The organism is Streptomyces sp. NPDC051576, assembly GCF_040681835.1.
Taxonomy (GTDB): Bacteria; Actinomycetota; Actinomycetes; order Streptomycetales; family Streptomycetaceae; genus Streptomyces.
Map to the genome: position 1 here is coordinate 267,852 of NZ_JBFAZO010000004.1, position 12,464 is coordinate 280,315.

Annotated in this window: 11 protein-coding genes and 1 tRNA gene; 4 read left to right on the forward strand and 8 right to left on the reverse strand. The window is 70.0% G+C overall.

The annotated features are described in order from the left end of the window. Nucleotides 1-89 precede the first annotated feature (89 nt). From AB0M63_RS14850 to AB0M63_RS14860, 3 genes are read left to right on the forward strand one after another with little or no spacing between them, the layout of a single operon-like run. On the forward strand, nucleotides 90-1,475 hold the full coding sequence (locus AB0M63_RS14850; RefSeq protein ID WP_366019636.1) for a class II 3-deoxy-7-phosphoheptulonate synthase: 1,386 nt from the start codon (nucleotides 90-92) through the stop codon (nucleotides 1,473-1,475). Next, nucleotides 1,472-2,656 (forward strand): chorismate synthase, encoded by a 1,185-nt coding sequence (aroC, locus tag AB0M63_RS14855; RefSeq protein ID WP_366019637.1) that lies wholly within the window; start codon nucleotides 1,472-1,474, stop codon nucleotides 2,654-2,656. The genes AB0M63_RS14850 and aroC overlap by 4 nt, the downstream gene beginning before the upstream one ends. Continuing rightward, nucleotides 2,653-3,171, forward strand: coding sequence for a shikimate kinase (locus tag AB0M63_RS14860; RefSeq protein ID WP_366019638.1), 519 nt, complete (start codon nucleotides 2,653-2,655; stop codon nucleotides 3,169-3,171). The genes aroC and AB0M63_RS14860 overlap by 4 nt, the downstream gene beginning before the upstream one ends. Nucleotides 3,172-3,318: 147 nt before the next feature. On the opposite strand, the gene AB0M63_RS14865 is transcribed toward AB0M63_RS14860, so the two are convergent. The 7 genes from AB0M63_RS14865 to galU form a co-directional block, all read right to left on the reverse strand. Then, nucleotides 3,319-3,392: transfer RNA gene (locus tag AB0M63_RS14865), tRNA-Ala, on the reverse strand. A gap of 61 nt (nucleotides 3,393-3,453) precedes the next feature. After that, nucleotides 3,454-4,671, reverse strand: a complete 1,218-nt coding sequence (gene glpR / locus AB0M63_RS14870; RefSeq protein ID WP_366019639.1) for a gephyrin-like molybdotransferase receptor GlpR — start codon at nucleotides 4,669-4,671, stop codon at nucleotides 3,454-3,456. 184 nt (nucleotides 4,672-4,855) lie between these two features. Next, nucleotides 4,856-5,470: a GNAT family protein gene (locus tag AB0M63_RS14875; RefSeq protein ID WP_366019640.1), complete on the reverse strand. Its 615-nt coding sequence runs from the start codon at nucleotides 5,468-5,470 to the stop codon at nucleotides 4,856-4,858. Between the two features lie 20 nt (nucleotides 5,471-5,490). Continuing rightward, on the reverse strand, nucleotides 5,491-5,997 hold the full coding sequence (locus AB0M63_RS14880) for a MogA/MoaB family molybdenum cofactor biosynthesis protein (protein ID WP_355905323.1): 507 nt from the start codon (nucleotides 5,995-5,997) through the stop codon (nucleotides 5,491-5,493). Next, nucleotides 5,994-6,506, reverse strand: a complete 513-nt coding sequence (gene moaC / locus AB0M63_RS14885) for a cyclic pyranopterin monophosphate synthase MoaC (RefSeq protein ID WP_355905325.1) — start codon at nucleotides 6,504-6,506, stop codon at nucleotides 5,994-5,996. Before moaC ends, AB0M63_RS14880 begins: the two co-directional genes overlap by 4 nt. A gap of 62 nt (nucleotides 6,507-6,568) precedes the next feature. Then, entirely contained in the window at nucleotides 6,569-7,891 is a 1,323-nt protein-coding gene (gene glp, locus AB0M63_RS14890; protein WP_366019641.1) for a gephyrin-like molybdotransferase Glp, read from the reverse strand. A 5-nt stretch (nucleotides 7,892-7,896) separates the two neighbouring features. Beyond that, nucleotides 7,897-8,799, reverse strand: a complete 903-nt coding sequence (gene galU / locus AB0M63_RS14895) for a UTP--glucose-1-phosphate uridylyltransferase GalU (RefSeq protein ID WP_355905330.1) — start codon at nucleotides 8,797-8,799, stop codon at nucleotides 7,897-7,899. 132 nt (nucleotides 8,800-8,931) lie between these two features. On the opposite strand from galU, the gene AB0M63_RS14900 reads away from it, so the two are divergent. Further along, nucleotides 8,932-9,513: a 5-formyltetrahydrofolate cyclo-ligase gene (locus AB0M63_RS14900; RefSeq protein WP_366019642.1), complete on the forward strand. Its 582-nt coding sequence runs from the start codon at nucleotides 8,932-8,934 to the stop codon at nucleotides 9,511-9,513. A gap of 62 nt (nucleotides 9,514-9,575) precedes the next feature. Here AB0M63_RS14900 and AB0M63_RS14905 read toward each other — a convergent pair whose 3' ends face one another. Further along, complete coding sequence (locus tag AB0M63_RS14905; protein WP_366019643.1) at nucleotides 9,576-12,326, reverse strand: penicillin acylase family protein; 2,751 nt, start codon at nucleotides 12,324-12,326, stop codon at nucleotides 9,576-9,578. Between the last annotated feature and the right edge of the window lie 138 nt (nucleotides 12,327-12,464).

Consider the following 12,464-nt stretch of genomic DNA (forward strand, 5'->3'; position numbering starts at 1 on the left):
CATTCTCACCTCCCCACCTGCGGACGACGGTGTCCTGCCAGGCGGCTCACCGCAGGCTCTCAGCCCGAACCAGCCAGTCAGGAGAGGCAGTGGACACCCTTCTTCCCGGCACTTCGCCCACCTCTGCACCCCTCAGCGCCTGGCGCGCCAGACCGGCCGCCCAGCAGCCCCCATGGCCGGATGCGGCCACGCTCGACGACGTCACCCGTCAACTCGCCGCGCTGCCGCCCCTGGTGCTGGGGGGCGAATGCGCCCGGCTGCGCGACCGGCTGGCCGACGTGGCCCGCGGCGAGGCGTTCCTGCTCCAGGGCGGCGACTGCGCCGAGACCCTGGCGGGCGTCACCGAGGACGCCGTCCGCGGCAAGCTGAACACCCTGCTTCAGATGTCCGCCGTCCTCACCTACGCGGCCGCCCTGCCGGTGGTGAAGGTGGGCCGGCTCGCGGGCCAGTACGCCAAGCCCCGCTCCCAGCCGACCGAGACCCGCGACGGCGTCACCCTGCCCGTCTACCGCGGTGACGCGGTCAACGGCTTCGCCTTCACCCCCGAGTCCCGCACCCCGGACCCCGAACGCCTGCTGCGGGTCTACCAGTCCTCCGCCAACACCCTCAATCTGATCCGGGCGTTCATGGCGGGCGGGTACGCGGGGCTCGGCCAAGTACACGAGTGGAACCGGGACTTCGTCGCGAGCTCGCCCCTGCGGGCCACGTACGAACGGCTGGCCGACCGCATCGACCACGCCCTCGACTTCATGCGCGCCACCGGCGGTCGCCCCGAGGACTTCGACAGCGCGGAGTTCTTCGTCTCCCACGAAGGACTTCTGCTCGACTACGAGTCCGCCCTGACCCGCGAGGACGACCGCACCGGGCTCCCCTACGCCGCCTCCGGCCACCTGCTGTGGATCGGCGAACGCACCCGCGACCTGGACGGCGCCCACGTCGAGTACTTCTCCCGCATCGCCAACCCGATCGCGGTCAAACTGGGCCCCACCACGGCCGCCGACACGGCCCTGCGACTCATCGACCACCTCGACCCCGAACGCGTCCCCGGCCGGCTCACGTTCATCACCCGCATGGGCAAGAACAAGCTCCGGGAGGCGCTGCCGCCGCTCATCGAGAAGGTCACCGCCTCCGGCGCCCAGGTCGCCTGGATCTGCGACCCGATGCACGGCAACACCATCGAGGCCCCCTCCGGCCACAAGACCCGCCGCTTCGACGACATCCTCGACGAGGTCAGGGGCTTCTTCGAGGTCCACCGCGAGCTCGGCACCCACCCCGGCGGCATCCACGTGGAGTTGACCGGCAACGACGTCACCGAGTGCGTCGGCGGCGGCCACGAGATCGCCTTCACCGACCTCTCCTCCCGCTACGAGTCCACCTGCGACCCCCGCCTCAACCGCCGCCAGTCCCTCGATCTCGCCTTCCTGGTCGCCGAGTTCCTCACGGACACCGTCCGCAGCCGCCGAGGCCGCGGGTGAGTACGGTGCGCTGGCTGACCGCTGGGGAGTCCCACGGTCCCGCACTCGTGGCGACGCTGGAGGGGCTTCCCGCCGGTGTGCCGATCACCACGGAGATGGTGGCGGATCATCTGGCGCGGCGGCGGCTGGGTTATGGGCGCGGTGCGCGGATGAGGTTCGAGCGCGACGAGGTCACCTTCCTCGGTGGTGTCCGGCACGGCCTCACGCTCGGTTCGCCGGTCGCGATCATGGTGGGCAATACCGAGTGGCCCAAGTGGGAGCAGGTGATGGCGGCCGACCCGATCGATCCGGAGATCCTGGCCGGGCTGGCCCGTAACGCCCCGCTGACCCGCCCGCGTCCCGGTCACGCGGATCTGGCGGGGATGCAGAAGTACGGTTTCGAGGAGGCCCGTCCGATCCTGGAGCGTGCCTCGGCGCGGGAGACGGCGGCCCGGGTGGCGCTGGGTGCGGTGGCGCGGTCGTATCTGAAGGAGACGGCCGGTATCGAGATCGTCTCGCACGTCGTGGAGTTGGCCTCGGCGAAGGCGCCGCAGGGTGTCCTGCCCACGCCCGCCGATGTCGACAAGCTGGACGCCGACCCGGTGCGCTGCCTGGACGCCGACGCCTCGAAGGCGATGGTCGCGGAGATCGACCAGGCCCACAAGGACGGCGACACCCTCGGCGGCGTGGTGGAGGTCCTCGCCTACGGTGTACCGGTGGGCCTGGGCTCGCACGTGCACTGGGACCGCAAGCTGGACGCCCGCCTCGCCGGAGCACTCATGGGTATCCAGGCGATCAAGGGTGTCGAGATCGGCGACGGTTTCGAGCTGGCCCGGGTGCCGGGCTCCAAGGCGCACGACGAGATCGTAAAGACCGACGAGGGCATCCGGCGCGTGTCCGGGCGCTCCGGTGGTACCGAGGGCGGCCTGTCCACCGGTGAACTGCTGCGCGTACGGGCCGCGATGAAGCCGATCGCGACCGTGCCTCGTGCCCTGCAGACCGTGGACGTGGTGACGGGTGAGGCCACACAGGCCCACCATCAGCGTTCGGACGTGTCCGCGGTGCCGGCCGCCGGGATCGTCGCCGAGGCGATGGTCGCCCTCGTTCTCGCGGATGCGGTGGCGGAGAAGTTCGGCGGCGACTCGGTGCCCGAGACCCGCCGCAACGTCCGCTCCTACCTTGAGAACCTGGTCATCCGATGAGTACCGCACCGCTGGTCGTCCTGGTCGGTCCGATGGGTGTGGGCAAGTCGACGGTCAGGCAGCAGCTGGCCGGGCGGCTCGGTGTCGGCTACCGGGACACCGACGACGACATCGTGGCCGCCGAGGGCCGCACCATCGCCGAGATCTTCGTCGACGAGGGCGAGCCCGTCTTCCGGGCGATCGAGAAGCGCGCCGTGGCCCAGGCGCTCGCCGGGCACGAGGGTGTCCTCGCGCTCGGCGGCGGCTCGGTCCTCGACGCCGACACGCGCGCACTGCTCGCCGGGCAGCGGGTCGTCTACCTCTCGATGGACGTGGACGAAGCGGTCAAGCGCACCGGTCTCAACGCGGCCCGCCCGCTGCTGGCCATCAACCCGCGCAAGCAGTGGCGTGAACTGATGGAAGCCAGGCGCCACTTGTACGCCGAGGTCGCACAGGCCGTCGTAGCCACCGACGGGCGTACCCCCGAAGAGGTCACCCAAGCCGTCCTGGACGCACTGGAGTTGAAGGAAGTATGAGCAGCGAGTCAGCGACGCGGATCCAGGTCGGCGGCACGGCGGGCAGGCCTCCCGGACAGCCCAGAAACACAGAAATCCCGTCCGACCGGAGTGGTCGGACGGGATTTCGTGAACCGCCTACGAGCTAACTCGTGAACGGCGCTGCGGTGGACCTGTGGGGATTTGAACCCCAGACCCCCTCGATGCGAACGAGGTGCGCTACCAGACTGCGCCACAGGCCCTTGCAACGAGTGAAACTCTAGCATCCCCCTCAGGGTGCTTGGAAATCCGTTCCTTGCCTGGTCACTCGTTGGCCGCGCGGGGCCGTTCGCCGTCCTCGTACTGGTCGAACAAGGGGGTGCGGCCCCGCTCGCGGGCCCGGCGGGCGGACGCGGCGCGGCGGGCGTCGGTGCGGCCGTCCGCCGACGGTTTGTCGTCCGACGGGTCCTCCGCGTCCTCGTCGTGGGCCACCGGCTGTGCCTCCTGCTCCGGGGCCACCGCGCTGGAGCGCGCGGAGCTCCACGCGTCGGGCGCCCCGAGGTCCACGTCGGACGTGGCGCGCGGCGCGACCGGTGCGGTGACGTACGTCGGCAGGGGTACGGGTACCGGGTCCCAACTGTCACCCTGGCCCGGCCGGTGCTGCCGCTCGCGCTGCTGGTCGACCCACTCGGCGTGGTCGGTCTGTTCGACGAGGGCACGGCGGTCTGCGGCGAGCGCGGACATCCCGGGGTCCGTGTCCGCGTCGGGTCCCTCGTCGGCGTCGTCGATCCCGGCGTCCACGGAGGCACGCCGGCGCGGCTGACGCTCCCGCAGTCGCTGCGCGGCGACCTCTGCCTGGCGCCGGTCCATCTGGTAGGCGAAGCGGCGGCGTTCCTGGGAACGCAGGTAGGCGATGTACCCGCTGAGCAGTACCGCCGGCACGCCGGGCGCCCACAGGAGGGTGAGCCCACCGACCGCCGCGACGACCGCGCCGAGCGTGAAGGCGAGGAAGAGCATCACGGTGGTACGCCGGCGGCGCGCGAGCACCTTCACACGCCGGGCGCGCGCCGCGGCGGCTTCCTCGGCGGGGGTGCGTCGTGCGCCGGGGACGCGCTTGCGTGCGGGCGCGGGCTTGGGCGCGGATGCGGACGATTTGGGCGCGGGTGCGGATTTGGGCGCTTGGGCAGGGACAGGGGTCTGCTGGGCTGCCGGTTTGGCCGCTTGTTCGCGCGCCGGTTCACGAACCGGCGCGTGCACCTGGGGACGGGCCGGGGGCATGGCGAAGGCCCGGACGTCCACCGAGTCGGTGACGGCGTCCGGCACGACGGCGCTGGGCTCCCCCTCCTCGGTGGAGCGCGCCCGCAGGTCCTTGGCGTACCGGCGCTCCATTCCCGCCCGTCCGGACAGCAGCCGGATGGCGGTGCTGAAGCGTTCCGTCGGACGGGCCTCGTTCAGCTCGTCCTGCCTACGGAGCCACATCGGCACCAAGTAGGCGGCCCAGGCCCCGACAATGACTGCGTAGATGAGGCCGCTGCTGCTCACGCCTCACACGGTAGAGGGGTTTGCGTGAGGCCATCTGCCAATTGAGCCGGTGTGTCGCACGATCTGGCTGATATTTCGAGCTTTTTTTGTGACCGATGCGATCAACAGGCCGCCGAGTTGGCGAATTCATCGCCCCAAGGCGGTCATCCGCCGATCACATTCGAACATCTATTCCATTTCCGTGCTATGCGGGATTGTCGTGCGGGGTGCTCCGGGAGCGTGCCCGCTGCCAGCGGCTCAGCAACCCCTCGGGCACCTCTTCCGCGGTGAGCGCGAAGACGAGATGGTCGCGCCAGGCGCCGTCGATGTGGAGATAACGGGGCCTGAGCCCCTCCTCACGGAATCCGAGTTTCTCGACGACCCGACGGCTCGGGCCGTTCTCCGGGCGAATGCAGACCTCGATGCGGTGCAGTCCGATGGCCCGGAAACAGTGGTCCACCGCAAGTGCCACGGACGTCGGCATCACTCCGCGCCCGGCCACCGACTCGTCCACCCAGTAACCGATATGGCCCGAGCACATCGAACCCCAGGTGATCCCGGCGACCGTCAACTGCCCGACCAGGCGCCCCTGGTATTCGATGACGAAGGGCAGCATCCGGCCCGAGTTGGCCTCGGAGCGCAGATGCCGGACCATCTGCCGGTACGTCGGCCGGTGCGCGATCGGCCCGCTGGGCGTGGGCGGCGGAATGGTCGCCTCCCAGGGGCGCAGCCAGTCCCGGTTGCGCCGGTTGACCTCGCGCCAGGCCCGCTGGTCACGGAGTTTTATCGGCCGCAGGACGATGTCGCCGTCCACCAGCACGGCGGGCCAGGATGGGCTGTTCAGCTCGCACCCCCACTGGTGTCGGCGGGTCTGGGGTGATCGCCGCCGCGGATCTGGTCCACGGCGTGCGCCAGCAGGGGCTCCAGGACGGCGAGGCCGTCCTTCACCCCGCCGGTGGAACCCGGCAGGTTGACGATCAGTGTGCGCCCGGCGACTCCGGCCAGGCCCCGGGAGAGCGCCGCGGTCGGCACCTTCTCCCGTCCGAACGCCCGGATGGCCTCGGCGATGCCCGGCACCTCGTAGTCGATCACCGCACGGGTCGCCTCCGGGGTGCGGTCGGTGGGTGAGACGCCGGTGCCGCCGGTGGTGACGACGGCGTCGTAACCGGCTGCCACGGCGGCCCGCAAGGCGGCCTCTACGGGGTCACCGTCGGGGACCACCTGCGGCCCGTCGACAGTGAAGCCGAAGCCCTTGAGGCCGTCGGCGATCAAGGGGCCGCCCTTGTCCTCGTAGACCCCGGCGGCGGCCCGGTTGGAGGCGGTGAGCACCAGCGCGCGGTACGTCATGTCCGGCTCCAGTCGCCCGACTTGCCGCCCGTCTTCTCCTCGACCCTCACGTCCGTGATGACCGCTCCCTTGTCGACAGCCTTGACCATGTCGATCACGGTGAGCGCGGCGACGGAGACCGCGGTGAGGGCCTCCATCTCGACGCCCGTGCGGTCCGTCGTCTTCACGGTGGCGCGGATTCGTACGGCGTCGTCCGCGACCGACAGATCCAGTTTCACACCCGACACCGACAACGGGTGGCAGAGCGGGATCAGATCCGGGGTGCGCTTGGCACCCATGATCCCCGCGATGCGGGCGGTGGCCAGGGCGTCGCCCTTGGGGACCCCCTCGCCGCGCAGCAGTTCGACCACGCGGGGCGAGACGAGGACGCGTCCGCTGGCGGTGGCAGTGCGCGCGGTCACGTCCTTCCCGGACACGTCGACCATCCGGGCGGCGCCCGCGTCGTCGATGTGCGTCAGCCGGTCTTGCTCAGGGGGTCCGGGGGTGTCCCCCCGGAAAGGCTCAGTCATGCTGTGTGGCGCTCCCGGTCCGGGCGTGTTGTGCGCGACACGGTACCGCCAACCGCGCCTGCTCAGCGGAGCAGGACCACCTGGACCTCGGTGCCGGGCTCGACGGACTCGACGTCCTCGGGGACGACGATCAGCGAATCAGCAAGCGCGAGGGCCGCGACCAGGTGCGATCCGGCGCCGCCGACCGGGGTCACCTCGCCGTCGGCGTACGTCCCGCGCAAGAACTGTCTGCGGCCCTTGGGCGAGGTCAGCGCCTTGTCGCTGGTGAGGACGGCCCGGGTCGTCGGGCGGTGTACGTCGTCCAGGCCCATCAGGGTGCGGATCGCGGGGCGGACGAACAGTTCGAAGGAGACGTACGACGACACCGGGTTGCCGGGGAGGGCCAGCAGCGGGATGTGGTCGGGGCCGATGGAGCCGAAGCCCTGGGGTTTGCCGGGCTGCATGGCGAGCTTGCGGAAGTCGATCCCGGCGCCCTCCTCGTCCTCGTCGCCCACGGAGGAGAGGGCTTCCTTGACGACGTCGTACGCCCCGACGCTCACGCCGCCGGTGGTGACCAGGAGGTCGGCGCGGACGAGCTGGTCCTCGATGGTGGAGCGGAGGGTCTCGGCGTCGTCGGCGACGGCGCCGACCCGGTAGGCGATGGCGCCGGCGTCGCGGGCGGCGGCGGTGAGGGCGAAGCTGTTGGAGTCGTAGATCTGGCCGCTGCCCAACTGCTCGTCGGGCTGGACGAGTTCGCTGCCGGTGGACATGACGACCACGCGCGGGCGGGGGCGGACGCGGACCGTGCCGCGGCCGATCGCGGCGAGCAGGGCGATCTGCGGCGGGCCGAGGATCGTACCGGCGTCCAGGGCGCGGTCGCCGGCCTTCACGTCGCTGCCCTTCGCGCGTACGTGCGCGCGTGCCTCGGCCGAGCGGTACACCTGCACGTGCCCGCCGGCCGCCTCGGGGTCCTGGCCGCGGGCCCGCATGCCGGTGACCGGGCCCTCGCCGAGGCCTCCGTCGGTCCACTCCACGGGGACCACGGCCTCGGCGCCGGGCGGGAGGGGGGCGCCGGTCATGATGCGGGCGGCCTGGCCGGGGCCCACATGGAGCGGTTCGGCCTGGCCCGCCGCGACATCGCCGACGACCGTCAGGACGGCCGGGTACTCCTCGCTCGCGCCCGCCACGTCCGTGACCCGCACCGCGTATCCGTCCATCGAGCTGTTGTCGAAGGGCGGGAGCGAGACCGGCACCGTGATGTCCTCGACCAGGACGCATCCCTGGGCGTCGAGCAGTTGCAGCTCGATGGGTTCCAGGGGGCGGACGGTCGCGAGGATGTCCTCCAGGTGCTCGTCCACCGACCAGAGGTGGTCCGGTCCTGGGGTGCGGGTCGCGGCGGTGCTCAACGTTGCTACATCTCCTCGGCTACGTAACTGCGAAGCCAGGCACGGAAGTCCGGGCCCAGGTCTTCACGTTCGCACGCGAGTCTGACAATGGCACGCAGATAGTCGCCCCGGTCGCCGGTGTCATAGCGGCGGCCCTTGAAGACGACGCCGTGCACGGGGCCGCCGATCTTCTCGTCGGTGGCGAGTTGCTGGAGGGCGTCGGTGAGCTGGATCTCGCCGCCGCGGCCGGGCTCGGTCTTGCGCAGTATGTCGAAGATGGTGGGGTCGAGGACATAGCGGCCGATGACCGCGTAGTTCGACGGGGCGTCGGCCGCGTCCGGCTTCTCGACGAGACCGGTGACCTTGACGACGTCGGCGTCCCCGGTGACCTCGACGGCCGCGGAGCCGTAGAGGTGGATCTGCTCGGGCGCGACCTCCATGAGGGCGATGACGCTGCCGCCGTGCTGCTCCTGGACCTCGACCATGCGCGCGAGGAGGGGGTCGCGGGGGTCGATCAGGTCGTCCCCGAGGAGGACGGCGAAGGGCTCGTGGCCGACGTGCGGGGCCGCGCACAGGACGGCGTGGCCGAGGCCCCTGGGGTCGCCCTGGCGGACGTAGTGCATGGTCGCGAGGTCGCTCGACTCCTGGACCTTGGCGAGGCGGCTCGCGTCGCCCTTCTTCTGGAGGGCGGATTCGAGTTCGTAGTTGCGGTCGAAGTGGTCCTCAAGAGGGCGCTTGTTGCGTCCGGTGATCATGAGGACGTCGTCGAGCCCAGCCGACACGGCCTCTTCGACCACGTACTGGATCGCGGGCTTGTCCACGACCGGCAGCATCTCCTTGGGAGTTGCTTTCGTGGCCGGCAGGAACCTGGTGCCGAGACCGGCTGCGGGAATGACAGCCTTACTGATCCTGGGGTGCGACTGAGTCATGCCCGAACCTTATCCGGTGCCTTTGTGCTGAATCTGTGGCTCCGGTTAAAACGCTCTCATATGAGCACATAAGGAAGGATGCGGGTGGGACCTGTGCGTCACCTAGGACATGAAGCCGAGCCTGACAAGCGAATGTTGCGACAAGAGCTCCTCGCGGTGAGGAACAGGTTGACGGCCGATGACGTGCGGGCGGCCGGCCGCGCGCTCGCCGATCGCGCGCTGGAACTGCCCGAGTTGGCACGGGCGCGCACGGTCGCCGCGTACGTCTCCGTCGGGAGCGAACCCGGAACGCTCGCGCTCCTGGACGCCCTCCGCGCGCGGGACGTCGAGGTCCTGCTCCCCGTGCTGCTTCCGGACAACGACCTGGACTGGGGCGCCTACGACGGCGAGGGCTCGCTCGCGCGGGTCCAACACGGCGGAAGGATGGCCCTGTTCGAGCCGTCCGGGGAGCGGCTCGGCCCGGACGCCGTGGCCGCCGCCGACGTCGTCCTGCTGCCCGGCCTGGCGGTCGACGGGCGCGGGATGCGCCTGGGGCGCGGCGGGGGGTCGTACGACCGCGTGCTGGCGCGGCTGGAGCGGGCGGGCGCGCATCCCGCACTGGTGGTGCTGCTGTACGACTCCGAGGTCGTCGGACGCGTCCCCGCGGAGGCGCACGACCGGCCGGTGCGGGCGGCGGTGACACCGAGCGGGGTGCACCGGTTCCCGGGGAACTGAAAACGGAGAGCTGAAAATGGCCCTCCACGCGTGCGTGGAGGGCCATTTCAGATGTCAGCGGCTCACGGTTTCAGCACCAGGGTGTCGCTCGTGCTGTCATCGACCGCCTTGGAGGAGAACGACCAGGACAGCAGCTCGCCGTTGACCCACTTGCTGGTCTGGTCGGTGTAGTGCGCGCTGTAGGCGTGTCCGGAGGCTCCGGTGAGGTTGATCCACTTGGACTTGTCGAAGTCGTCGAGGTTGACCACCATGCGCATCGACGGCACCCAGACGACTCCGTAGCCGCCGGCCGCGTTCCAGCCGGTCGCGTTGACCGTGGCCTCGCCGCCGCTGAGCTTCCAGGGGCCGCGGTTGAGGACGTACTGGACGATGCCGGGGCCGTCGGTGCCCAGGGTCTGGTTCTTCAGGAACAGGCGGTGCAGCCGGCCCCAGCTCCAGGTGTCGAGGTCCTTGCCGAGCTTCGCGGTCAGCTCCCAGCGGGCGTCGATCATGGCGCGCTTGAACAACTGGTTCATGTTGTTCGCCGCCGGACGGGTGCCCGAGGCGGGCGTCTTCCACCAGTCGCTGTTCGGGTCGTCCATGAGCTTGCGGACGACCTCGAACCAGCGGTCGCCGCCGTCCGGCTGCGCCTGGTCCGCGTCGCGCTCGCCGCACTCGCGCACCTTCTGGTTGTCCTCGTCGGCGGGACCGGTGGTGTCGACCGGCGAGACCAGCAGGCACTGGCCCTTGACCCGCAGCTCCTTGGGCAGCTTGTTGCCGAAGGCGAGCTTGAGGACGTTGCGCCAGACCGAGTTGAAGTAGGCGGCCGCCGCCGAGTCGGCGTCCTGGGTGTAGTCCCAGCCCTCCAGGAGCTTCTGCGCCTCGCGCACGTCCGGGTCGGGCTCGTCGATCTTCAGCAGCTTGGGCACGAGCAGCTTGGCGATCTCGCTGCTGTCGTCGAGCTGCATCTGCCGCATGTCGTCGGTGGAGATCTTGCCGCCGCCGTCGATCTTCGACTGGATCAGGTCGGTGATGCGCTGGCTGCGGGTGCCGTAGCCCCAGTCCGTGGTGAGCGTGTAGGGGTACTTGTCCTTGTCGATCACGGCTTGGTTGGCGGTGACGATGTAGCCGCGTTTCGGGTTGTACTCGTACGGCAGCGCGGCCTGTGGGATGTAGCCGGTCCAGTCGTACTTGGAGTCCCAGCCGGGCACCGGCAGCGAGCCGTCGCCCTTCCCGCGCGTGGGGATCTTGCCGGGCAGGGTGTAGCCGATGTTGTTCTTGGTGTCGGCGTAGACGAGGTTCTGCGAGGGCACGTCGAACTTCGTGGAGGCGGCGCGGAAGTCGCTCCAGTCGGACGCCTTGTCCATGGCGAAGACGGCGTCCATGGTGGTGCCCGGGTCCTCGGCGGTCCAGCGCAGGGCGATGCCGTAGCCGTCGCCTCTGTCGGGTGCCGCGGTGTCGACGGTGGCCTTCTTGCCGACCTTCACCAGTTCGTCGTCGCGGTCGGACAGCAGCGGGCCGTTGTTGGTCTCCCGGACGACGATCTTCTTGGAGGTGCCGCCGGCGACCTTGATGGTCTCCGTGCGGGTCGTGAAGGGCTTCGTCGTGCCGTCGTACAGGTAGCCGTCGCCGGAGAGCTTCTCCAGGTAGAGGTCGGTGGTGTCGACCCCGGAGTTGGTCATGCCCCAGGCGATGTCCTGGTTGTGGCCGATGACGACGCCGGGCATGCCCGCGAAGGTGTAGCCGGTGACGTCGTACTGGCACTTGCTGGAGATCGCGCGACAGTGCAGGCCCATCTGGTACCAGACGGACGGCAGCGAGGCTTCCAGGTGGGGGTCGTTGGCCAGGAGCGGCTTGCCGGTGATGGTGTACTTCCCGGCGACGACCCAGGAGTTGGAGCCGATGCCCTGGCCGTTCACGCCGACGGCCGTCGGGATGTCGTCCAGGACGTCCGAGAGGCCCGAGAGCTGGCTCGTGAGGGCCGAGCCGGACGAGGACGACGAGGAGCCCGTGGTGCCGCTCGTGGACGTGCCGCTGGAGCTGTCGCCGCCGTCGAAGGTCTTGGTGTACTCGTCGTACTCGCCCTCGGTGACGATCGGCTGGTTGCGGCTGTACGGATACTCCGGGTACAGGTCGGAGATCTGCTTCGGGCCGAGGCGGGTGGTCATCAGGGCGCGGTCGATCTCGTCCTGCATGTTGCCGCGCAGGTCCCAGGCCATCGCCTTGAGCCACGCGACGGAGTCGACCGGGGTCCACTTCTCGGGCTTGTAGTCGTTGGTGAAGCCGAGGGCCGCGTACTCCAGGGAGATGTCCTTGCCGTCCTTGCCCTGGAGGTAGGCGTTGACCCCCTTGGCGTAGGCCTGGAGATACTTCTTGGTGGAGGACGACAGCGTGGTGTCGTACTCCTTCTTCGCCACCCGGTCCCAGCCCAGGGTGCGCAGGAACTCGTCGTTCTTGACCTGGCTCTTGCCGAACATCTCCGACAGCCGCCCGGCGGTCATGTGCCGGCGCACGTCCATCTCGTAGAACCGGTCCTGCGCCTGGACGTAGCCCTGCGCCATGAACAGGTCCGCGTCGGAGGACGCGTAGATCTGCGGGATGCCGTAGCTGTCACGCTTGACGTCGACGGGCCCGGACAGGCCGTCGAGCGTGATCGAGCCCGTGGTCTGCGGCAGGGACGCGCGGACCGTGCTCACGGACCAGTACCCGCCGTAGGCGATGCCTCCGATGACGGCCATGACCAGGACGAGAACCAATAGACGGGCTTTGCGCCCCTTTTTCCTGCCGGACTTGCCGGGCTTATGACCCGATGAGGCGGTGGTATTGGGGGGCATCGCTGTCCTTGCTGTCCTAACGCGAGCGGCAGGGCGGGCTGTGCTTTTGACTGAGCGCTGGAGCAACCATAGGCGCAGGGTCCCGAGCGACTTGACGCGGAGTCGGGTACCGACGCGGACGGGCGTTCGATCTTGCCT